The following is a 24,106-nucleotide window of genomic DNA, read 5'->3' as shown; positions in this document are numbered from 1 at the left end:
TATAAACAACCATTAAAAATAAGTAAAGTCATGAAAAGATTAATTTTAGCAGCACTGTTGATTCCCTTTTTGATCAACGGCCAAGAACCTACCCCCTCTACCATTTTTACCAATGTAATGTTGACCGCGCATCCCACAAAAATTGCCGAGTTTGAGGCGGGCTTAGCTGCACACAACAAAAAGTACCATGCAGATGGCCCATACCAGGCCAGCGTATTCTGGATCGCCAGTGGGAAAAACTCAGGGAAGTACATATGGAGCATGGGACCCAACACCTGGGCCTCCATGGATGACGCTCCGGCAAACGATCCTGAGCACACGGCCGATTGGAACACCAATGTGGTAGCGCATGCCATGCCAGACCAGGAAACCACCTATTGGAGATCGGACATGAAGCACTCCAACTTTAGTAAGGATTTTAGCCTAAAGAACCTTTCCATTTTTATGATCGACATTAAGCGTTTTAAGCAGATGGAATTCGAGGCTGTTCTGGATAAGGTGACCAAGGTATACAAGGAAAAAGATCCCGAACAACAGTGGGGCGTTTATTTTAATGAAATGAACAATGTGGACGGGAAGGATTTTGTTTGGGTAAATTTCTTCGATAAATCGGCCTGGTTAGGAAAGGACGACAAATTCCCCCAATATTTTGAGGAAGTACACGGCGAAGGAAGTTTTCCGCAATTCTTAAAGGATTTTGAGGCGGCTACCGACGGCCAACAAAGTGAATTCTGGATTTTTAGGGGCGATCTAAGCGGCGCCAACGGTGAGGTGCAGGCCGTAAACGGACAATAACCAACCGTAGTTTGTTAGGTAGGGGCGGGAGTTTTATAACTGCCCCTATTTTTTTGTGCAAAAAAACCAAATAGTAACCTTACACATAAAAAGCATGGCAGAACCATCACAATTTCAACCCACGCAAGCGGCGGCGCGGATCAACTCCCTGGATGTAATTCGGGGTATAGCCCTTCTGGGCATCTTATTAATGAACATTAGCGGTATGGGACTGCCCTTTGCCTATTCCGATCCCACTATCGCAGGAGGCGCCGAGGGGCTCAATCTGGACGTCTGGATCATAAACAACCTGTTCTTTGAGGGCACCATGCGCGGATTGTTTACCCTGCTCTTTGGAGCGGGAGTCATTTTACTTACCTCCAGATTGGAAAAAAACGGTGCCGGTATTGGCACGGCAGATATCTACTACAGAAGGATGTTGTGGCTTTTGCTCTTTGCGCTGGTACACTCTTATGTATTGCTTTGGGAGGGAGAGATACTCTATCCCTATGCCATATTCGGATTAATGCTCTTCCCTTTGAGAAACTCCAGTCCAAAACAACTGATCATTGCGGGCCTGGTTCTTCTGGCCATTGGTATGGTGTGGGACGTGGGTGCATATAGGAAGTTGCTCAAGGCCCAAAAGGAAGGCGTGGCGGCCGAGCTACTGCAAAAACAAGGGGATTCCCTTACCGAGAAGCAACAAGAGGCCCTGGAAAAATGGGAGAAAAAGAAAGAAAAAAAGACCCCGGAGGAAATAGCGGAACGCATTGAACAAATGCAGGGAGGGTATCTCACCGTCTTCAAGGCAAAAATAAAGGACAATCAAATGATGCAGACCTGGGTCATCTATAGGTACTGGCCATGGGATCTTTTAAGTTTTATGCTGCTGGGGATGGCCTTTTTTAAGTTACGGATATTCCACGGCGAACGGTCCATGTTATATTACCTGATTATGTTGATTACGGGATACCTTATAGGCCTGTCTATCAATTACTACGAAACAAACGTCGTATTGGAAGGTAATTTTGATGCGGTTTCCCAATCCAAGTCGGGCCAAACCTATGCCATTGGGAGACTGTTTACTACCTTGGGCCATATTGGCCTGTTTATGCTATTCATTAAGTCGGGCATACTTCGTTTTCTTCAGGCATCACTTGCTGCGGTAGGCCGGATGGCCCTGACCAACTATATCATGCACAGTATAATTGCGGCCTTTATCTTCTTTGGTTTCGGTTTCTCCCTTTTCGGCAAATTGGAGCGCTATGAGCTGTTCTACATCGTGGGCGGTATTTGGCTGTTTCAATTGATCTATAGCCCTATTTGGCTCAAATACTTTAAATATGGTCCGGCGGAATGGCTCTGGCGGTCCCTGACCTACAAACACAAACAAGCTTTTTTAACCAATCCAAAAACCGAGAAATGAATCTAAAACAATCATTTATTATAGCTTTTGTACTGGGTATGGTCGCCATTGCATCCTGGGAAGCGTATTGGCGATCGCAGGGAAAGACACCCACCATTCAGGACGATGAGGCCCTATGGGCCCAACAGCGGGCCCGGATAGACCAATTGACCCAGGACGATTATGTCTTTACCGGATCTTCCCGAATCCATTTTGACCTACAACTGGACCTGTGGGAGTCACTCACCGGAAAGCTTCCGGTACAACTGGCCATGGGCGGGGCTTCTCCCCTACCTGTATTTAGGGACATTGCCAGAAATACCGACTTCAATGGCACGGTAATCGTGGGCATTACCCCGCCCCTCTTCTTTTCCACCACCTTTCCACAGGCCCCACCCATTTCCGGGCCCCAGGAACGGGTAGACCATTTTTATGACCGTACCTATGCCCAACGCTTCAACCATGCGTTGTCCAAGCCCTTACAGCGCAATCTGGCGACCATGCACTCCTATGAGGACATGTTGGCGGGCAATGTGGACCTGAAGTCCCTCTTGCAAACCGTAAAATGGGGCAACCGTACCGGAAGACCACAAATGCCACCCTTTTATGAATTTGGCGAGCTAAGCGAAGCACGCAATGTACGGATGCTGGACCGCATGGAAACCGACCCTGCTTTTGCACAATCGGTCAAAGATGTTTGGATGTTCTGTCTCACGGGGGGTCCCAACATGCCACCCCCTGATAAGAAAGGTACGATGGCCTTCTTTTTAGAGGATGTGGCGTTGATAACGCAACGAGGCGGAAAGGTGATTCTACTTCGATGTCCCTCGGCTATGGAATTTAGGGAAATTGAATCCAAAATAACCCCACGACCCCAGTTCTGGGACGAACTTGTACAGGTGAGCGGGCTTCCCGCATATCACTTTGAGGATTATCCCCAGTTTCAAGGGCTGAACCTTCCCGAACTATCGCACTTGTCCGGTCCCGACGCGGATGTGTTTACCAGGGAATTCATCCAACTCCTGGAAAAAGATCAATTGATTGCTAACCGTAAATCCGACTAAATATGTTATTCAACTCATTGGGTTTTATCGTCTTTCTGGCGGTAGTGCTCACACTCTATTATACCCCTCTGCTCAACTGGACCGGCAAGAAACTGATGCTCCTGTTGGCCAGTTATGTATTTTACGGCCTTTGGAACCCACCTCTGATCCTACTACTATGGATATCCACGATGGTAGACTGGACCGCGGGAAACCAATTGGCCAAGGAGGAACGACCCAGGGTTCGAAAATTATGGTTACTGCTCAGTCTGGTGGTCAATCTTGGCTTTTTGGCCTTCTTTAAATACGGGGATTTTCTCCTGGAGAATTTTACCGCAATGGCCAATGGGATCGGGTGGGACTTTAAGGCCAGACCTATGGACATTATTCTGCCCATGGGTATTTCCTTCTACACCTTTCAGACCATGTCGTATACGATAGACATCTACAAGCGGAAGACCCAACCGGCCCGGACCTTCCTGGACTTTGCCCTTTACGTGACCTTCTTCCCTCAACTAGTGGCAGGGCCTATTGTTCGTGCCAAGGATCTGGTCACTCAGTTCTACGAAGCAAAAAAGGCCAATGCGCAACAGTTTTTATGGGGCCTGTTCCTACTTACCCTTGGCCTGTTCCAAAAAGTGGTGCTGGCGGACACCCTACTGGCCAGTACCTCGGACACCGTTTTCGGAGCCAAAAACGCCTTGAATTTTTGGGACGCCTGGTCTGGTACGCTGGCCTTCTCCGGGCAAATATTCTTTGATTTTGCGGGATATTCCACCTGTGCCATCGGCATAGCGCTGATGCTGGGTATTGTCTTGCCGGATAACTTCATGTACCCTTATGCCTCCATTGGTTTTTCGGACCTGTGGAAACGTTGGCATATTTCCCTTTCCACCTGGTTAAGGGATTATCTGTACATCCCCCTTGGTGGGAACCGCCACGGGATAACTCGTATGTATGTTGCCCTGATGCTGACCATGTTGTTGGGCGGACTATGGCATGGGGCCGCTTGGACCTTTGTGGTTTGGGGGGCACTTCACGGCCTCTATCTTGTAGGCGAACGCCTGCTCAAAAAAGTGATCACCATCAAGATCAATGTGTTCAATGGCATTTTATTGGCACTGCTCACCTACACTTTGGTAAATTTCAGTTGGGTCTTCTTTAGGGCCAGGACGTTCGAAACCGCCAAGACCATGGTCGCATCCATGTTCTATATGCATGGGGACGGGGCCAAGGTATTGGGAACCTTCGATATCGTTAAAGTATTTACGGTTATCGGCCTGTTGTTCATTTGTCATTGGGTGATGCGAAGCACTTCCTTAAAAGCGGTATCGTTAAAAACAAAACCCCTTGCATTGGGCCTTGTATGGGGCATCATGTTTTTTTTGATCGCCATTTCACAAAGTGGTGGGGAGCAATTTATCTACTTCCAATTTTAGGAACCATAAGATACAGGCCTCTGACACTTTTTAGGATTCGACCGATTTCTGGCATTCCCGGGGCTTCGGTCGTTTCTTATTCCGCAGATAGGAAACGAGCTTATTTTTTTTATATTTAAGCAACCACATGACCAACACACTTTTATGACCACATTTAATTCACCCCTGGAAGCTTTTCTCCATTGGGAAAGCACCACCCCTGATACCCCTTTCTTAAAGCAGCCCATTGACGGTAAAATACGGACCTATACCTACAAAGCGGCCGGCGAGGAGGCCAGAAAGATCGCCGCTGCCCTTGGGGCCTATGGGATGCCGCCAAAAAGTCACATCGCCTTGCTTTCCAAAAATTGCGCACATTGGATCATGGCCGATCTGGCCATTATGATGGCCGGACATATTTCCATTCCCATTTACCCAACCCTAAATGCCAACTCGATCAATCAAATACTCACACTAAGCGGAGCCAAAGCGATCATTATAGGGAAACTCGATGATTTTGCGTCCCAGAAAGCCGGCATACCCGAAATGCGCAAAATAAGTGTGGAACTATATGGAGAAGACGCGGGGGATAGTTGGGAGAAGTTACTGGATCGGTATGAGCCCTTGTCCAAACTCCCTATGCCAAAAGAGAACGATCTGGCCACCATCATCTATACCTCAGGGACTACCGGAATCCCCAAAGGAGTTATGCATACCCATGGGAATTTTATGAGGAGTGCCCATGCCCTTGCCGATCTGGTGGAACTACCGCCACATCCCAAATTCTTTTCCTACCTTCCGTTGTCGCACATCGCGGAGCGGGCCGGTATTGAGATGCGCAGCCTGGCCATGGGCGCCACCATCTCCTTTGCGGAATCCCTGGATACTTTTGCCCGCGACCTGGAACGCACACAGCCCCATTCTTTTGGGGCCGTACCCCGTATCATGACCAAGTTTCAGGAAAAAATCCTGGAGAGCCTGCCCCAGAAAAAGTTGGATACGCTACTCAAGATTCCACTTCTGAATACCATAATAAGAAATAAATTGAAGCAAAAACTAGGGCTTAAGGAAGCACGTATCGTGGTGGTGGGCGCGGCCCCAATGGCCGCCAGTCTTATCCGATGGTACGGAAAACTGAACATTATCGTCCATCAGATGTACGGCATGACCGAGGATTGCATTATTTCCCACACCAACCTTCCATGGGCCAACAAAATAGGAACGGTAGGCAGGCCCCTGCCCGGAGTGCAGGCCAAATTATCGCCCGAAGGGGAAATATGTATCAAGAACAACTGTTTGATGACCGGATATTACCAAGCCCCTGACATAAGCTCAGCAGCCTTCACCGAAGACGGCTTCCTAAAGACCGGGGACATCGGAGAGTACGATCACGACGGATATCTGACCATCACGGGAAGGGTAAAGGACCAGTTTAAGACCGATAAGGGAAAATACATCTCCCCGGCCCCCATAGAATTGGCCCTGTCCAAAAACACGGATATAGAACAGATTTGTATTGTGGGCACCGGCATTCCCCAACCCATTGCCCTGGTTACCCCATCGCTCTTGGGCAAGGCAAAAGGCAAAGAGGCACTTTCCCGTAGCTTGGAGGAAACCATGAACCAGATCAACCCCGATCTGGAAAAACACGAAAAACTGGAAAAGGTGGTGGTGATGAAGGAAGATTGGACCGTGGCCAACGGCCTTACCACCCCTACCCTAAAGGTGAAACGAACGAGTATCGAGAAAATACATCAACCCTATTACGCTACCTGGTTCCAAGAACCAGAAAAGGTAATCTTTGAGGGATGAGCCTAATGGCGGAAAATGTAGGCCACGGTTTTTATAAAGGCAAGACCTATCGGACGTATCCGAGGCATGGGAAATTATGATTATATTTAAGTGTAATACAGCACAGGATGATACACAATAAATTTTGGCAGGCCTTTTTTGCGCTAGCGCCCATTATCTTGGTCTTTCTGTTCCTCATTGGCTATTTTCTTTTTATTTTCACCATTTTTAGCCGGCTCCCAGAGGTAGAAAATCAGGACGGAGCTCCTCCCGCTCAGTTTTTTGAGTGCGTGGGTTTTTTGATAGCGGGCGTTCTTTTGCTGGTGCTTATCTCCCTGAGTAGTTTTGTTTTCTATATTATACATGCCGTTCAAAATCCTAACCTGCGGGAAAACAACCTGCTATTGGTCTGGGTACTCCTATTTGTTTTTGTCGGGGGTATAGGGCAGCTCCTTTACTGGGTAATTGAAATTATGAGCAAACGAAAGGACACCATTGCTCCTATCTAAATAACATATTATGATTACAAGAAGATCTTTTTTAAAAAATGCTTCCCTGTGCGGTGCCGCCATGACCCTACCTTCGGTAATGGCCTATGCTGCCAGGCCCAATACGAACAATCCTATGTCCCTACCTAAAATATCCCTGGCACAGTGGTCCTTGCACCGAAGTTTTGAAAAAGGCCTGCTTAACCCTCAGGACTTTGCCAGTATCACCAAGAAAGATTATGGAATGGAAGCGGTGGAATACGTATCCGGATTTTATTCCGATTACGGTAACAGTGAAAAATTCTGGAGCAAAATGAACGCAAGATCTGCGGAGGCCGGGGTTACCAACCTATTGATTATGGTCGACGGGGAGGGCCTGCTGGGCGATCCAAACGATGCCGAACGGAAGAAAGCAGTAGAGAACCATTACAAATGGATTCATGCGGCCAAGATCATGGGCTGTCATTCCATCCGTGTCAATGCCTTTGGTAAGGGCGATAGGGAAACGCTAAAGGCCAGTTTAACCGATGGTTTGGGCAGACTGTCCGAATACGGTGCCCAAGGGGAGGTCAGTGTCTTGATAGAAAATCATGGGCTGCATACCTCCGATGCCGCCTTTATCGCCGACATTATAAAAACGGTAGACAATCCCTATTTAGGGACCCTACCAGATTTTGGCAACTGGTGCCTCAATGCGGAATGGGGCAGTACACAAAACAACAAATGCACCGAGGTTTATGACCCCAATAAGGGTGTAACGGAATTTCTTCCCTTTGCCAAAGGGGTGAGCGCCAAGTCCTACAACTTTGACGAACAAGGGAATGAAACCTTGTTGGACTATCCCAAATTGCTCCAAACCGTCAAGGATGCCGGTTATGAAGGGCATATCGGTATTGAGTACGAAGGATCGGAACTCAGTGAGCCAGAAGGGATACGGGCCACCCAAGCACTTATAGAAAAGGTGTGGAAAACTTTGGATTAAGGTAATCTACTAGCCCCCTTAAATTCAAGACTGTACAGGTGCACGCTTTCCTTTTTGTCCTGTAAAGGAAGTCCCGCGAGTTTGGTAGCGGTGAAGCCGTCAAATAAGGGCAAAAGGGATAATCTGCCGTAGAAACCGTTTGTGTTTTGGGTGTAGCATCTGCTTAAATATATGAAATATAACGGGGCGTCCAAGGCATAGGCGGCCACCTCCCTATTTGCTCATATTCTTAAAAATGAGTATCTTAAGAAAGGTCTAATCAATATATCTTAGTCATGGGAAGAATAAAAAGTTTAAACAAATGGGCCAATGCCCATACGTATTATCCGTTGGATCTGGTACGGATCGCCTTGGGTGTATTCCTCTTTATCAAAGGCGCCGAATTTATGCAAGACACCCTCATGCTCTCTGAACTTATAAAACCTGTTGAAAACTTAACAGGCGGTATGGGTGTGATCCACTATGTGATCCCTGCGCATTTTGTAGGAGGCGTATTGATCGTCTTTGGTTTGCTTACCCGATGGGCAGCGGCCGCACAACTACCCATTTTAATAGGAGCGGTCTTGATCAATTTCTTGGGGGAAATGAACAGTGCCAATCTCATCTTATCCGGAGTTGCGCTGTTGCTTTGTCTTTTCTTCTTGTTTTATGGTTCGGGCAAGCATTCTGCCGATTACTATTTAAAAATGCAAAAATAAGCTGCGCGCCGTACGCACAATCTGTGAAAACCCTTATATTACCCAAAGAGAAATCTAGGGAAACATAAACAAATGAGTTGGATCAGAACAATAGGTTACAAGGAGGCGCAAGGCAAGTTAAAAAACATTTACAAGCGCCTAAAGGGGCCCAATGACACCGTGGATAACGTCTTAACGGTACATAGCCTGCGTCCCCATACTTTGGTGGGACATATGACATTGTACAAAAGTGTACTGCACCATTCGGGCAACACGCTTCCCAAGTGGTACTTGGAAGCCATAGGCGTCTACGTAAGCCATCTAAACCACTGCAGCTACTGTGTGGAACACCATTATGTGGGCCTTAAACGGCTTTTCACGGATGATGCCAAGGCCACACAGTTGTTCGAGGCCCTACGGACCGATAGCCCGGATGCTTTTTTCAGCACACCGTATGCACAGGGATTGGCCTATGCCAAAAAACTGACACTAACGCCTAAAGCGGTTGTTGAAGTGGATGTATCAAAACTCAAAGCTTCGGGCTTTTCCGAGGGGGAAATCCTTGAAATCAATCAAGTGACCAGTTATTTCAACTATGTAAACCGTACGGTGCTGGGCCTGGGGACCGATACGCAGGGCGATATCTTAGGCCTTTCCCCCAATGCCAGTGACGAACCGGAAAACTGGAGCCATAGCTAAATTTACTAAAGGCGATGCTTGTTACATTGGCAGTGGGCAGTAATCAATGAACAATTATCAATTATCAATTAGCAATTAGCAATTAGCAATAAACGAGAAACCTGAAACAGTGGGCAGTAGGCAGTAAACAATGAACAATAAACAATGTTCCGTTCCTAAACGGTAAACAGTAAACAGTAAACAGTGAGCAGTAGGCGCCAAGGATTGATGGTAGGCGGTAAAGAATGAACACTTAGCAGTGAACAATGAACGGTAAACAAGAAACCAGAAACCAGAGACAGTGAACAGTAGGCAGTAGGCAGTAAACAATGAACAATAAACAATTAGCAATAAACAATGTTCCGTTCCTAAACGGTAAACGGTAAACAGTGGGCAGTCAGCAGAGGGCAGTAGACAGTGGGTAATGGTGCCAGAGATTCCTCGCAGGCTCGGAATGACAAATCAATGCGTGTTGTCATTCAGAGCGCAGTGCAGAGAAGCGAAGAATCTTGAACAGTAAACCGTGGACAGTCACAGTTGGCAGTGGGTAGTGAACAATTATGAATTTTGAATTATGGATGATGGGTTCTCAATGGCAACTTTGAGCTTGAACTTGGACTTGAACTTTGACCTCTGAATCCTGACCTCTGATCTCTGACCTCTGAATTTGGTACAACTATAGATTATCCAACTGATTGCTCTTCTTATCCGTGCTTATGGTCCAAAAGAATCCGACAAAAAAGAAACTGTCGGCCGCGGGCTGTATGGTCCTCCTCTCAAACACGCCATCCACATTAGGGGTATCGCTGTACTGATATCCGTTTACGTTGTTGAACCCCAAAAGGTTGCTCACGGAGAAGTACAATATCTTCTGCTGGGAGATCAGATAGGCCCAGTTGAAGCTCAAATTGTTGAAGGACGTGGTCCGTTCGGCCAGGAAACCGGATGTATTGGGATCATCGTAGGGACGGCCAGATGAAAACCTATAGGACAATCCCAGTTGGGACCGCCATTTGTTTACCCAATACTTGGTAACGAGTGAAAAGTTGTGGGTTGATGCAAAATTGGGTGTAGCCGCCTCCCTAAAATTTAGGTAGTCGCGCTCCGTATCCAAATAGGAATACGAGACCCAGTAATCCAGGTTCTTAATGTTCTTGTTGTCTCTCCAAAAAATATCGAGGCCGGCGGCGTATCCGTTTCCCAAATTGTTGAAGTCGCTGTTGAATTGTGGAAGTTCCGTATCGTACTTGATCAAATTAGCGTAATCCTTATAATAGGCTTCGGCCCTAAAGGTTTTACCGCTGTGTGCATACTGATAGTTAAGAATATAGTGGGAGGTCCTTTCGGTACGCAAACTTTGATCGAACTTCAGATTTTCCGTCGCCGGATTTTGGTAAAAATTGCCATAGGCCAGGGAAAACTGCCCTTTTTTGCCACTTTTGTAGGCCAGGGAGGTCCTGGGCGCCAGGGTAAACTCTTCCATAAATCCCGAATATTCGGCCCGTAGGCCCAATTTCATGGCAAAGCTATTGCTCAGAAAAATATCGGCCTCTGCAAAACCGGCGCTCAGACGGTCGGTAAAGCCGCTCTGGAAGGGGGTCCCATCGGTATCGGTAAAAGTGTCCTCATAATCCTGTATAAAATGTTCCGCCCCAAAGAGCAACATAAAGCGGTTGCTAAAACTTTTTCTCAATTTTAGTTTAAAGTGCGTAGCCGTTTCCTTGGTCGCTATGAGGTTGTTTTCAAGATTGATATCATTGTTGTCGAGTGAGATGCTGGCGCCGGTGCTTAGCGTCCATTCCTTATCGAGAAAGTGTTTGTAGGAGCCGTTGAAGTAGAGGTTGTTGTTTTTTAGACGGAAGCGGACAAATTCCTCAAAATTGATATCCTCCTGATCGATGTCCAAATTGCTATGGGAAAAGCCGGTGTATAGTTTAAACATGCTTTTCTCCCCTTTGCTTCTAAATACGCCTTCGCCCGATAAGGCTTCAAAAGGCTTGTTCCAACGTACCCCTTGGTCCGAAGAAATCAGGGATTCATAAGGTGCTAGATTGATGTAGGAGGTGTTTATACTCAGGGACTGATCGCCCCAAATTTCCGTATGGCCCAGGCCACCACCAACGGACATGACAGCAATATCCGTTTTTTCCTGATCGGGCAGATCTGTGGTATTCAACAACAGTACACTGGACAAAGCTTGCCCGTATTCCGCAGAATACCCTCCGGTGCTAAAGGTAATGCCCTTAAAGAGAAAAGGGGAAAACCGGCCACGGGTGGGAATGTTGTTCGCGGTGGGACTAAAGGGTTGAAATACCCTAAGGCCGTCTATAAAGACCTGGGTCTCGTTGGCTTCGCCACCACGTACGAAAAGGCGCCCGTCTTCATTTACCGTTGAGGTTCCAGGCAAGGTCTGCAAGGCACCCACAAAATCGCCTGCCGCACCTGCCGTGGTAACAATATCCAAAGGCTTAAGCACGGACACCTTGGAGTTATCGCCCGCCTCAAAAGTACCTGCAGTAAGCGTAACCCCGGTGAGGCTGTTTATGGTTTCGAACAGTTTAATGGCCAAATCCTTGAAGTAAGATACATCCCCGGCCTGCATATAGGTTTCGTACGACATCATGGAAACGATCAAGTTTTGGGTGCCGGTCTCCGAGGTCTCAAAGGAAAAAAGACCATTGGCATCGGTGGAAGCACCGTCATAGGTGCCTTCCAAATACACGTTGGCCCCCACAATAGGTCTGTTTTTTTGGTCGGTGACGACCCCTGAAACCGTGGTTTGCCCAAAGAATAGGCTTGTGGTAAGCAAGAAGGCGATCAGTGTAATTTGTTTCATGGCTATTTGCATTTTGATGGTACAAAAATGCTCCAAGCCCTACGCTTCCCATAAATAACATGACCGAATTGTTTATTTTTTGGACTGAATCGGAAATAAAAAATCCGATTACAATTCAGGCCTTAAAAACTACAGCTCAGCAGCAGCTGTTTCAAAAATAAGGCTGTTCCCAGTTTTAGGGCATGGGTAGTGCCTAAACACAAAACAGATGAACACCTGGAATACAACATCCATTTTTGACTAAAATTCATCGCTTCAAATCAGAGAGGACTTACAGGAATGTAGGTCCTTTTTGTTCTTTCCACTATAAACACTACATTTAAGTATTGCGACAACCAAAAACTAGACACTTCCCCACCCAATAAAATGAAAACGGTTATCTCCATATTCCTTTTGGTGATGGTGTGGTGCCCTTCCTCCCAGGCCCAGAACAGCAAGATGGACAGTCTAACGACCATCTGGGAAGATACTATGCAGCCCGATTCCTTAAGGTACAGGGCAGGCATGGATATTTTGAAGCTACAGTTTAGACAAAACCTGGACACGGCAAGGGCCACTGGGTATAAGGTCTTGCGATTGGCGGAAAACAGCGGCAACCCCAAATGGAGGGCAACGGCCCATAGGTATATCGGCAACAGCTATGCCGTACAGGGAAATTTCCGGGCCGCGCTCGATGCTTTTCAGGAAAGCCACCGCCTCTTGTTGCAACTGGATGACAAAAAGGGTTTGTCTACCACCTCTAGTAATATTGGCACGGTCTATTATGAGCTTGGAAATTACCCTCAGGCCATTGAACACTTGCTCGAGGGCCTAAAGCTGGCCGAAGAATTGAATGACAGGCCCGGCATATCACGTGCTACCAATAATTTGGGTAATGTTTTTATTCGTCAGCTGAACAATGAAAAGGCCTTGGAGTATTATACCTATAGCCTTTCCATAAAAAAGGAGCTTGGCGATAAACGCGCCCAAGCCCTTACTTATAACAATATTGGACTGGTATATACCAACCAAAAAAAATATGCCCTGGCCCTGGAAAATTTGATGAAAAGTGTTGAAATCGCCGAAGAGGTGAACGATAAGATGTCCATGACACGTGCTTTTAGCAACATTGGGGAAGTGTACAATTTGCAAGGCGATTTTTCAAAGGCGCTGGATTATTTCAACAGGAGTGTACGTATTAAAATGGAAATCAACGATCGGGAAGGCCTGGCCTCTGTCTATTTGTATCGGGGGAGGAGCTATCTCTACCAAAAAAACTATAGGCAGGCACAGAACGATTGTGAAAAGAGTTTGCAGCTAAGTATGGATATGGGGGCGCTCCCCATCCAAAAATCGGCATGTTCATGCTTGAGCAGTGCGTGGGAAGGATTGGGGAATGCTAGCAAATCATTGGAATATTATAAACGGTACGTGACGGTAAGCGATTCACTGTTCACTAGGGAAAAAACCGCTGAAATTACCCGACAGGAAATGCAGTACCTGTTTGAGAAGCAACAGCTATCGGACAGTATAGCCTTCCACAAACAAAGGGCAGAACAGGAGGTTTTGTTCGAGAAAGACCTGAGCAAGCAACGCAATTTGTTCAATCTTGTGGTGTTCGGAGGATTGGGACTGTTGCTCTTGGGAGGTATTTATTGGCAATCCCGGCAAAAAAGTAAAAAATTGGACCGGGAACGTACCATGGTAGCCCGTTTAAAGCAGGTTGATCAGCTAAAAGATCAGTTCCTGGCCAATACCTCACATGAACTGCGCACCCCGCTCAATGGCATTATAGGACTTACGGAATCCCTAAAGGATGGGGTAGCGGGAGCATTGCCCCCTAAGGCGCATGAAAATTTGGATATGATCGCCAACAGCGGAAAACGGCTGTCGCACCTGGTAAACGATATTCTGGATTTTTCCAAGCTAAAGAACAGGGATCTGGTATTGGCCTTGCAGCCGTTGGATATCAGGGCCGCGGTAGATGTGGTGCTGAAACTTTCCGAGCCCTTTGTGCAGCGCAAACCGATAAAATTCGTCAATGCCATTCCCAAGGATATCCCTTTGGTGGAAGCCGATGAAAACCGATTGCAGCAAATACTGCACAACCTTATAGGGAATGCCATTAAATTCACGGAAAAGGGAAGCATTACGGTAGATGCCAAGGAAATCAATGGCATGCTGTCCATTTCGGTCTCGGATACCGGCATTGGAATTCCGGGGGAAAAATTAGAGCGCATTTTTAAACAGTTCGAGCAGGTGGATGGTCGTATTGAACGGGAATACGGAGGCACCGGCCTGGGGCTTTCCGTGACCAAGCAATTGGTAGAGCTCCATAAGGGAAATATTGAGGTGACCTCTACCTTGGGCAAAGGGTCTACCTTTAGGTTCACCTTGCCCAAAAGTAACAAGAGCAGGGAAAATATAGTTCCAGCTGAGGCCCTTGGGCAAGAAAAAATCAGCACGGTACAAGCGGATGTATCCCGGGAGGGCACCACTTCCCTCCTAGTGGAAATTCCCAAGAATGTTAAGGGCTTCATTTTGATTGTGGATGATGAACCCGTAAACAGACGTGTTTTGGAGAACCATCTCACGGTGGCCGGATACAGGGTTACCGAAGTTTCCAGTGGGCCAGAGGCCTTGGCCCTGCTCCAAGATGAAAACCCTTTTGACTTAGTGCTGCTTGATGTCATGATGCCCGGTATGTCCGGATTTGAAGTGTGTGAAGCCATCAGGGCAAACTACATGGCCAGTGAACTCCCGGTTGTGCTGTTAACGGCCAAGAACAGGGTCAGTGATCTGGTTTCCGGTTTTAATGTGGGGGCCAATGACTATTTAACCAAACCCTTTTCAAAAAATGAATTGCTGAGCCGCATTAAAACCCATTTAAACCTCAACGGCATCCACCGGGCCAGCAGCAAGTTTGTACCGACCGAGTTTTTAAAATCCGTAGGGCGCGAGGCCATCACAGATGTGGAGTTGGGCGATCATATAGAGAAAGAGGTAACCGTGCTTTTTTCGGACATTCGGAACTACACCCAATTGGCCGAGAGCATGACCCCCAGGCAAAACTTTAAATTTGTCAATGCCTATGTGGGCAAGATGGGGCCCCTTATACAACAGAACAAAGGCTTTGTTAACCAATATCTGGGCGATGGCATTATGGCCCTCTTCCCCCACGAGGCGGCACATGCCCTACAGGCCGCCATAGACATGCAAAAGGCCGTTACCGAATACAATGTACGCAGGGTGAAGGAAGGCTTTGTCCCTATTTCCGTGGGCATGGGATTGCATACCGGGCCTTTGGTCATGGGTATCATTGGGGATGTGAACCGGAATGACACCGCCATCATCGCCGATACCGTGAACACAGCTTCCCGCATGGAGGGGGTGACCAAATATTATGGCGCCCAACTTATCCTGAGCGAGGATAGTTTAAAGACCATTGAAAACAAGGATGCCTACAATTTTAGGTATCTGGGAATGGTACGGGTAAAGGGCAAGGACAAGGCTATTGGAATTTATGAATGTTTTGATGGGGATCCCGCTGCCGATGTGGCCCTTAAAATAAAGACCTTGAAGGAGTTCAACAAAGGGCTCGAACACTTTTTCAAAAATGAATTTCCAAAGGCTGCCGCCGCTTTTGACAGGGTGTTGGGCAAAAACCCTAGGGATAGGGTGGCCAAGTATTTTGTCACCAAATCGGCGGAATATACCATTGCCGGAACCCCTGAAGACTGGGACGTGGTAAACACCCTGGATCAGAAGTGATTTGAACACCTACTCGCCCACCCTGCCCTAATTTAGTTTTGAATTCAAAAAATTGACCATTCCTTCATATTGGAGCTGGTTTGAAATTTCGGCCCGAGACAAATAGTGGCGATAACGCTGGTTCACCTTTTGCTGTAGTTGCTCCATAAGTCCAGTGGAATGGTCCTTGTCCTGCTTAAAAAGTTTTGAAAAACGTTCTTCTGTACGAAGATAGTGCTCCAAGGGCAAGGAGGGTAGTCCTGAGTCTAGTTGCAGGGTGTTTAGACCCTGTTGGCTTCTCTGGGGATCATTTCTATACAACAACCACTGCCCTGAGGCTACCGCCATCTCGTGATACTGGGCCGGATTTTTCATATCAATTCCATGGGCGGGACTATGGCAATAGGCAATGATCAATGACGGGCCGTCATATTGTTCCGCTTCCACCAGGGCCTTTATCGTTTGCTGCGGATCCGCGCCTATGGCCACAGAGGCCACATAGACATCTTCATAGCACATGGCCAATTGACCCAAGTCTTTTTTCTGTTGCCGTTTGCCCCCACTACCAAATTTGGCCGCCGCCCCCAACGGGGTGGCCTTGGACATTTGTCCGCCTGTGTTGGAATAGACCTCATTGTCCATCACCAGGATGTTTACATTTTTGCCCGAAGCGATAACATGGTCCAGCCCTCCATATCCAATATCATAGGCCCAACCATCGCCCCCAACGATCCATACGCTTTTTTTTACCAAACTGTCCGCCAGTCCAAGTAGCTGCTCAGAATCTTTGGTGTTTATACCGTTCAACACGGTCTTTAATTGGGCAACACGTTTGCGCTGTGCTTCTATTTGGGCCTCGTTGGTCTGTGCGGCCTGTAATATCCCATGTACCAAATCAACGTTTAGTTGGTCCCTAAGGTTTTTGAGCAGTTTTCTAGCCGCATGTTCCTGCCTGTCCTGGGAAAGCCTAAAGCCCAGGCCAAACTCTGCATTGTCCTCGAAGAGCGAGTTGGACCAAGCGGGACCTCTACCCTGTGAGTCCTTGGCCCAGGGAGTTGTAGGCAAGGCACCACCAAAAATGGAACTTGCCCCGGTGGCATTGGCTACCAGCATCCTATTTCCAAAAAGCTGGGAGATTAATTTAAGATAGGGTGCCTCTCCACAACCCTCAACCCCATCGGAGTATTTGAACAGGGGTTCCTGCAATTGTTGTTGCCCCATGTCCATCACATCAATTTTGGAACGGTCCATTTCAGGAATGCACTCAAAGTACGCCCAGTTTTTCTTTTGGTCTTCCACAACCGGAAGTTTGTCCACCATGCTCAACGCTTTGGCCGGACAGGCTTCAACACAGTTGTTGCAGGAAGTACATTGGTCTGGCTGTACTTGAATGGTATAGTTCAACAGATCAACCGCCCAGATCTCATCTATGGCCTTGGTAGCTTTTAATCCCTCGGGGGCCTCTGTTAAATACGCATCTTCATAGACCTTGATCCGTAGGGTAGCTTGGGGGCAGGCCAGGCTGCACGCCCCGCACTGAACGCACAAATTGGGGTCCCATTCAGGGATTTCCAGGTGACTGTTGGGGGTATTAAATTTAGCGGTGTCACTGGAGAAGGTGCCATCAACAGGTAATGCGCTTACTGGCAGCTCGTCCCCCTTGCCCGCAAGTAATTTTCCCAAAAGGGTTTCAGCAAAATCGCCATCGTCCATTGGTATGGGGTTTATGTCATCCATTTCTGTTGTAGTATCTACCCGTTCCAGATTTTTTAAAAGTTGCCACTGGTCCGCTTTCATCCCCCAGGTCTTGCTCATGGCGAAAAGTCCCTGTTGCAGTCCTGAAATGCCATGATGATCCATCAGATAGTGTTCTGGAAGGCTATTGAAGTCTCCAAGGTAGAGCGAAATACGCTGTTCCCGGATCTGCCTACGTACGGTTACCGAAAGATTTTTCCAAAAGGTTGTGCAGTCCAAAACGGAATGTACCAACAATGTTCCACCCGATTTTAATCGTGTCATTACATTGTCGTTTTCCAAAAATTCAACAGCACTGCAGGCTACAAAGTCGGCCTGCGAAATTAGGTAGGGTGCCTTTATGGGCTGTGGTGACAATCGTAGATTGGCCACACTTCTGGAGTTCGATTTTTTATAGTCGCATTCTACATAACCTTGGACCTGGTGCCAGGTATGGTTCCCGATATATTGTAGGGTGTTGTTAAAGCTGTGAAGGGAGCTATCGGACTTTGTGCCATAGAAAAGTGCATTATAACTTTGATCGAGTACAGGGTCTTCGGCTTGGTACGGGAGGCTCAACCCCGTCAGGTCGTCCTGGATGCCTACGGTAAAACCATTTTTTGGGCTTTCCTTTTTTAAATTATTGATGATCGCCACTACCATGGACGGTGTGAATTCTTTGGAAGATAGGCCATATCGCCCACCCACCACTTGGGGCAGTCGTTCAAAGGTGTTCCTATGTGCGATCAAAGATTGAACAACATCCAGGTATAGCGGTTCACCGGTAGCGCCCGGTTCCTTGGTCCGGTCCAAAACGGCAATGGAGGTACAGGAGCCTGGTAAAGCTGAGATTAGATGCTGGGCACTAAAAGGTCTGTACAACCGTACTTTAATGAGTCCTGTTTTTTCACCCTTTGCATTCAAATAATGTACGGTTTCTTCTATGGTTTCCGTGGCCGAGGCCATGGCGATGATCACCTGTTCTGCCTCTGGGTGGCCCACATAATCAAAAATCCTATAGCTTCTTCCGGTCAATTTGGAAAATTGGTCCATTTGATGCTGCACAATGGTTGGGCAGTCGGCATAGTAGGAATTGGTAGCTTCCCGACTTTGAAAAAAGACATCGGCCCCTTGAGAGGTGCCACGTATAACCGGCTTGTTTGGGTTTAGTGCACGATCCCTGTGTTCTTGGATATGATCCAAATCGATCATTTCCCGAATCACTTTATCCGACACGTCCGCAATTTTTGCGGTTTCATGAGAGGTCCTAAAACCATCAAAAAAATGTACAAATGGAATACGAGAAGCCAAAGTAGCTGCTTGGGCAAGCAATGCAAAATCCATGGCTTCCTGCACGGACGCTGCGCCCAAAAAGGCATATCCCGTATGTCGTGCCGCCATGATATCGCTATGGTCCCCGAAGACCGAAAGTGCATGGGTGGCAAGGGATCGGGTGGCCACATGAATTACGTTGGGCGTAAGTTCGCCCGCTATTTTATACATATTGGGCAGCATGAGCAAGAGCCCTTGTGAAGCGGTAAAAGTGGTTGCTAAGGAGCCCGTTTGCAGGGCACCGTGCATGGCTCCAGCCACGCCGGCCTCGCTTTGCATTTCAAAAACTTCTGGCAACTGCCCAAAACAATTTTGCTGGCCCTTGGCGTGCATTTCCTCTACCAACTCCGACATTTCGGAGGCTGGTGTAATCGGGTAAATGGCGCATACTTCGTTGGTCTGGTAGGCCATTTTCGCCACAGCTTGGTTTGCCGTGGCTACCATATGTTTTTCATTTTTTATGTTAGGGAAATGTGCCATTCTAGAGGGTCTTGGTGGGAAGTAAAAAGGCCGCTCCCCATATTTTTTGGAACGGCCTTTGAGTAAATTTACTTTACAATTTCTATTGAAACTGGGGTAGGATTGGTGATCATGTCGAACACGGGGGAAAATCTCGCCAAGTTCTCCAATTGCTCTACAGAGGCATCGGACTTTACTTTTAGCTTAAACTTGATACCATCGAAACCTTTCCTGATTTCTGCATCCAATCCAAGGAAACCGTGAAGGTCAATGCCACCTTCCAAAGAAGATTCCGCACCTTCAATATCAATACCATTGGCAGCGGCGTGGTAGACCATGGCCCCTGTTAGGCATGAACCCAAGGCATGGAGCACAACTTCGGCAGGTGTAGCTGCTTTGTCCTCTCCCAATAATACATTGGGGTGGTCACATTCCATGGTAAAGGTTTCCTTTCTGGAGGTGTCCTCTGCACCCACACCGTAAAAGCTTTTTACGCTAGATACACAGTGACCGCCTTCGATCCAATTGTTTTTGGTTCTGAATTCAAATTTAGCCAGTTCGGGGTTTCCTTGTACCGCTTCGATAGTTTCTACCAACTGATCTACGTTTACTCCGTTTTTCATGTTTGCTGTTGTAATCATTTTAATTAAATTTATTTGTTAAACATTTTTGTTTCCCTTACCTATGCAGTTGGCGTGCCAAACTATTTAACTTATTGATTATCAAATTATTACAACGATTATGAGATAATAAAAGATTAACGATATTTCGTTTATTTACGAAATATCGTTATCAAAATAATGAGATTTCGTGAATCTATACGGGTCGTACGATGCCCAGGGCCTTAATTTTGGAAGTGAGTGTTGTGGGAGATAGTTTTAGTAGGGCGGCGGCGCCGTTTTTTCCGGAAATTTTCCATTGCGTCCTTTTAAGGGCGCGTAGAATATTCTCCCTTTCCAGGGCAACTAGCTGTTCGGCGCTAAGTATTGTTTCACTTGTAGGGTGCTTTCCGACCGTACCACTCCCTGCTTCCTTGGGTATTATATCGCTCCATTCTATGGTACCGTTCTGGGAAACGATGACTGCGCGCTCTACAAGGTTCTGAAGCTCGCGGACATTACCTGGCCAGTGATAAGAGCGCAGCAAAGCCTTATCTGCCTCGGACAGGGCCACTCTGGGTTTGTTCAGTTTTGATGAAAACTGGTCGATCATTTCCTGGGCAATTAAACAGAGGTCGTTACCGCGAGCTCTTAAGGCCGGTACTTGGATGGGAAATACATTTAAGCGATAGTAGAGATCTTCCCGAAACCTGCCCTTTGCGGAATAATCCAGCAGGTCTCTATGGGTCGCTGCAATGATGCGGACGTCTACCTTAATGGTCTCGGAACTTCCCAAGGGATCAAATTCTCCCTCTTGAATGACCCGCAACAGTTTGGGTTGCAGATCCAACGGCAGTTCTGCGATCTCATCTAAAAAAATGGTGCCCTTTTCTGCCAATAGGAAGCGGCCTTTTCTGCTTGCGGCAGCTCCTGTAAATGCGCCTTTTTCATGCCCGAACAATTCGCTTTCGATCAAATTGGCGGGAATGGCCCCGCAGTTTATCCGAACCATTGGTTTGCCATTTCTATTGCTCGCTTGATGAATGGCCCTGGCCACCAGTTCCTTTCCGGTTCCTGTCTCGCCATTGATCAATACCGTGGCATCGGTACCGGCCACCTGCTGTATCTGGTTTAACACCTCCAACATGCTTGGGTCTTCGGCCAAAATACCGTAACTACTGGTGAGCTCCTTGATTTCTTCCTCCAGGTATTGCGTGCGCTTGGTAAGCAGATTGATTTTGTCCTCGGTCTTTAGGCGTTCTTCAATATTTCGCAATATCAGGGTAAAGAAGATATCCTTTCCGCTGCCATAGCTGCTCAGGGTTCCCTCGTTCTGGGTCTCCCTGCCTTCGCTGCCGATTACGGTGATCACATCGGGGAGATAATTGTTCTGGGTGTGGGAATTGTCCCGTCGCAATTTCACCAGGGATTCAAGCAGTTTGGCGCTCTCTTCGTCGAAAAAAAACAGGACGTTTCGCTGTAGCACATCCTTGTTCTCCAACAAGCGATGCGCCGATGGGTTGGTCAGTACAATCTTAAATTCGGTATTGAACATGATAATGGCATCCATGGCCCCATTGATCAGTCCGCTCATCTTAGCACTACCAATTTCGATTTCCTGCTTGGAAGCGGCCAAATGCTCTTGGATGGCATCGAGTTCCCGATGCCTTTTGATCATGACGGACAGGATGCCCTGGGCAAACCCACTGTCAGTAGACATGAGGTCAATAAAGCTATCCCGTTCAATTTTTAGCACTGTGGTCTCCTCCACGGCGGTCACGGAAGCTGATCGGGTCTGGTTATCGATTAGCGCATATTCCCCGAAGCAATCGCCTGTGCTAAGATGGCCGTACACATGTTTGCTTTCGTGCACCTTCACCCTTCCTTTGAACACAGCGTACATGGCTTCCCCAATGTCGCCCTTTTGAAAAATAGTGTCGTTCCTCTCAAAGGTCTCCATATAGACCCTTTGGCTCAAATGATCCAAGGAAGAATCGGAAACCTCTGAGAAAAAGGGCACCTTTGAAAGAAAGGCCGTGACATGATGTGCTTTGGTGTTCCCCATGGTGTACTGTCCTTGCATTAAATATAAAGATTTGGAATTTAATACAACGCAGACACTGACAAAAGTCGGCACACATATTTTAGGGAAGAACCCTTAAATCTCCTCGGCCAACCAGGCCTTCATCATCCAAACGGTTTTTTCCTGCTCTGTGATGAAATCGCTCATCATAGCATTGGTACCTTCATCCTGAGCCTCATCCGAAGCATCCAAAATTCGTCTTTCGATAAGCAAAAGCTCCTTTAACGAATCTACTATCAAGCGAATGGCATCCTCGTCCTTCGTAATATTCTTGCCTATTGGAACTTCCGAATTTTGAATATAGTCTTTGAACGTATGTAATGGAACGCCCCCTAAGGTAAGGATACGCTCGGCGATCAAATCAACTTTCATATTGGCATCGGTATACAATTCCTCAAACTTAAGATGTAGGTCAAAAAACCGTTTGCCCTTGATGTTCCAATGGATTCCCCTTAAATTTTGATAATAGCCCTGGAAGTTGGCCAATAAGCTGTTTAAATCATCACTTAACGCTTTCGATTTGTCGGCATTGAGCCCTATACTGTTTAATTTCATGGTCCTGATTTTAATTCAAGTATAAAATTATAAAATATAAATTCTGATTTCTATAAGAATTATTGATAGTTTTTATAATTTTATATCCTAAAACTATTTTGATGACGATCACACAATTGCAGTATGTTCTGGCCGTGGCGGAGTATCAGAATTTCACCTTGGCCGCGGAAAAGAGTTTTGTTACCCAACCTACCTTGAGCATGCAGGTACAGAAGCTCGAGGACGAACTGGACGTATTGATCTTTGACCGAAGTAAAAAACCCATCTCAATTACGGAGGTGGGAAAAAAGATTGTGGACCAGGCCAAGAATATCGTGAACGAGGCGGAGCGGATCAAGGATATTGTGGACCAGGAAAAAGGGTTTATCGGAGGCGAATATGTCCTGGGCATTATCCCTACTGTAATGCCCACCCTGTTGCCCATGTTCCTAAAAACCTTCATCAACAAATATCCCAAAGTAAACCTTATTATCAAGGAACAGAGTACGGAGAACTTGATCCGCAACATTCAGGACGGTCATTTGGATGCGGGTATAGCGGCGACCCCCTTGGAAATAGAATTTATCAAGGAAAGGCCTTTGTACTATGAGCCCTTTGTAGGTTATGTTCCCAAAAGCCACAGATTGGCGCCCTTAAAGAATCTCAGTACGAATGACCTGGAGATTCAGGATGTGCTTCTTTTAAAGGATGGACATTGTTTCAGGGATGGGGTCATTAATCTATGCAATAACTCCAAAAATTATTCCGATGAGCACTTTCAACTACAAAGTGGAAGCTTCGAAACTTTGGTAAACCTATCCAACGAGGGATTGGGCATGACCTTGTTACCCTACCTAAATACCCTGGAACTCGATGATACCAAAAAGAACAACCTAAAATACTTTGACAAGCCATCACCTGCAAGGGAAGTGAGCCTTATCTATCATAAAAGCGAGCTCAAAATTCAGATTACCGAGGCCCTAAAGGATGTCATTTCCAGTATTGTGCGTGGGGCCATAGCCTTTCAGGATGTGGAAATCATAAGTCCTTTGAACAAAAGTTGATCACCTAATCCTGCGGTAGCGCTCGGAACACGACTCAATACATCCTACAAACTGTAGTACCAGCTTATCGTCCTCAAAGTTCATATAGTAGACACGGGCTACATTTTCCCCTTGGACACTATAGCGTAAAGTAAGCAGGTTTTCTTCCACCTCGTATGAACCCGATTTGCCCAGGGATGCGTCATCCGAACTGACAAAGTCAAAGCTCCGATCCGATTCAAAGGTATACCTTGACCCATCGGATACTTCGGTCCAGTCCACAGGGCTGCCCGGACTTATTCTTGTCGCCTCCAACTGCCACGCTCCAAGGAGTCCACTTGCACTTAAGGGAAGAGGAGCGTTGTGCTCCTGCTTGTTATTGGAACACCCTATAAATAAGAGGAGGAACAAAGGAAGGAAGTAACGCATGGCAACAGGGATTTTCGTTGTATATGTACAAAAGAGGAAGAAAGCGAAAGAAGGTTGCTTTGATAAAACTAA

The 24,106-nt window shown here is 47.0% G+C and carries 17 protein-coding genes; 11 read left to right on the top strand and 6 right to left on the bottom strand.

The genetic code is table 11. The annotated features are described in order from the left end of the window. Nucleotides 1-30: 30 nt before the first annotated feature. From ACRD67_RS14405 to ACRD67_RS14365, 9 genes are all read left to right on the top strand, one after another. Nucleotides 31-795, top strand: a complete 765-nt coding sequence (locus ACRD67_RS14405) for a hypothetical protein (protein ID WP_430967909.1) — start codon at nt 31-33, stop codon at nt 793-795. 94 nt (nt 796-889) lie between these two features. After that, nucleotides 890-2,200, top strand: a complete 1,311-nt coding sequence (locus tag ACRD67_RS14400; protein ID WP_430967908.1) for a DUF418 domain-containing protein — start codon at nt 890-892, stop codon at nt 2,198-2,200. Continuing rightward, nucleotides 2,197-3,243: a hypothetical protein gene (locus tag ACRD67_RS14395; RefSeq protein ID WP_430967907.1), complete on the top strand. Its 1,047-nt coding sequence runs from the start codon at nt 2,197-2,199 to the stop codon at nt 3,241-3,243. The genes ACRD67_RS14400 and ACRD67_RS14395 overlap by 4 nt, the downstream gene beginning before the upstream one ends. Nucleotides 3,244-3,245: 2 nt before the next feature. Then, nucleotides 3,246-4,661: an MBOAT family O-acyltransferase gene (locus tag ACRD67_RS14390; RefSeq protein ID WP_430967906.1), complete on the top strand. Its 1,416-nt coding sequence runs from the start codon at nt 3,246-3,248 to the stop codon at nt 4,659-4,661. A gap of 144 nt (nt 4,662-4,805) precedes the next feature. Beyond that, nucleotides 4,806-6,452: an AMP-binding protein gene (locus tag ACRD67_RS14385; protein WP_430967905.1), complete on the top strand. Its 1,647-nt coding sequence runs from the start codon at nt 4,806-4,808 to the stop codon at nt 6,450-6,452. A 107-nt stretch (nt 6,453-6,559) separates the two neighbouring features. Next, nucleotides 6,560-6,940 carry a hypothetical protein gene (locus tag ACRD67_RS14380; protein WP_430967904.1) on the top strand — a complete coding sequence of 127 codons (381 nt, stop codon included), beginning with the start codon at nt 6,560-6,562 and terminating at the stop codon, nt 6,938-6,940. Between the two features lie 10 nt (nt 6,941-6,950). Further along, nucleotides 6,951-7,901 (top strand): sugar phosphate isomerase/epimerase family protein, encoded by a 951-nt coding sequence (locus ACRD67_RS14375; protein ID WP_430967903.1) that lies wholly within the window; start codon nt 6,951-6,953, stop codon nt 7,899-7,901. 275 nt (nt 7,902-8,176) lie between these two features. After that, nucleotides 8,177-8,599 carry a DoxX family protein gene (locus ACRD67_RS14370; RefSeq protein ID WP_430967902.1) on the top strand — a complete coding sequence of 141 codons (423 nt, stop codon included), beginning with the start codon at nt 8,177-8,179 and terminating at the stop codon, nt 8,597-8,599. A 72-nt stretch (nt 8,600-8,671) separates the two neighbouring features. Beyond that, nucleotides 8,672-9,277, top strand: coding sequence for a carboxymuconolactone decarboxylase family protein (locus ACRD67_RS14365; protein ID WP_430967901.1), 606 nt, complete (start codon nt 8,672-8,674; stop codon nt 9,275-9,277). 655 nt (nt 9,278-9,932) lie between these two features. Here the strand turns inward: ACRD67_RS14365 and ACRD67_RS14360 are convergent. Beyond that, nucleotides 9,933-12,092 (bottom strand): TonB-dependent receptor, encoded by a 2,160-nt coding sequence (locus tag ACRD67_RS14360; protein ID WP_430967900.1) that lies wholly within the window; start codon nt 12,090-12,092, stop codon nt 9,933-9,935. 366 nt (nt 12,093-12,458) lie between these two features. Here ACRD67_RS14360 and ACRD67_RS14355 point away from each other — a divergent pair, with 366 nt between their 5' ends. Next, a complete protein-coding gene (locus ACRD67_RS14355) occupies nt 12,459-15,842 on the top strand; it encodes a tetratricopeptide repeat protein (protein WP_430967899.1) in 3,384 nt (1,127 codons plus the stop codon). A gap of 27 nt (nt 15,843-15,869) precedes the next feature. Here the strand turns inward: ACRD67_RS14355 and ACRD67_RS14350 are convergent, their stop codons facing one another. The 4 genes from ACRD67_RS14350 to ACRD67_RS14335 form a co-directional block, all read right to left on the bottom strand. Beyond that, complete coding sequence (locus ACRD67_RS14350) at nt 15,870-19,367, bottom strand: 4Fe-4S binding protein (RefSeq protein ID WP_430967898.1); 3,498 nt, start codon at nt 19,365-19,367, stop codon at nt 15,870-15,872. 68 nt (nt 19,368-19,435) lie between these two features. Beyond that, on the bottom strand, nt 19,436-19,987 hold the full coding sequence (locus ACRD67_RS14345) for an OsmC family protein (protein ID WP_430967897.1): 552 nt from the start codon (nt 19,985-19,987) through the stop codon (nt 19,436-19,438). A gap of 175 nt (nt 19,988-20,162) precedes the next feature. Beyond that, a complete protein-coding gene (locus tag ACRD67_RS14340) occupies nt 20,163-22,028 on the bottom strand; it encodes a sigma 54-interacting transcriptional regulator (RefSeq protein ID WP_430967896.1) in 1,866 nt (621 codons plus the stop codon). Nucleotides 22,029-22,103: 75 nt separating this feature from the next. Continuing rightward, nucleotides 22,104-22,583, bottom strand: coding sequence for a Dps family protein (locus ACRD67_RS14335; RefSeq protein ID WP_430967895.1), 480 nt, complete (start codon nt 22,581-22,583; stop codon nt 22,104-22,106). 101 nt (nt 22,584-22,684) lie between these two features. On the opposite strand from ACRD67_RS14335, the gene ACRD67_RS14330 reads away from it, so the two are divergent. After that, nucleotides 22,685-23,626, top strand: coding sequence for a LysR substrate-binding domain-containing protein (locus tag ACRD67_RS14330; RefSeq protein ID WP_430967894.1), 942 nt, complete (start codon nt 22,685-22,687; stop codon nt 23,624-23,626). On the opposite strand, the gene ACRD67_RS14325 is transcribed toward ACRD67_RS14330, so the two are convergent. Then, nucleotides 23,627-24,034 carry a lipocalin-like domain-containing protein gene (locus tag ACRD67_RS14325; RefSeq protein ID WP_430967893.1) on the bottom strand — a complete coding sequence of 136 codons (408 nt, stop codon included), beginning with the start codon at nt 24,032-24,034 and terminating at the stop codon, nt 23,627-23,629. Nucleotides 24,035-24,106 lie beyond the last annotated feature (72 nt).

This window comes from Eudoraea algarum, assembly GCF_050589645.1.
Taxonomy (GTDB): domain Bacteria; phylum Bacteroidota; class Bacteroidia; order Flavobacteriales; family Flavobacteriaceae; genus JBNGOQ01.
This window is presented reverse-complemented; position numbering and strand designations above follow the sequence as displayed.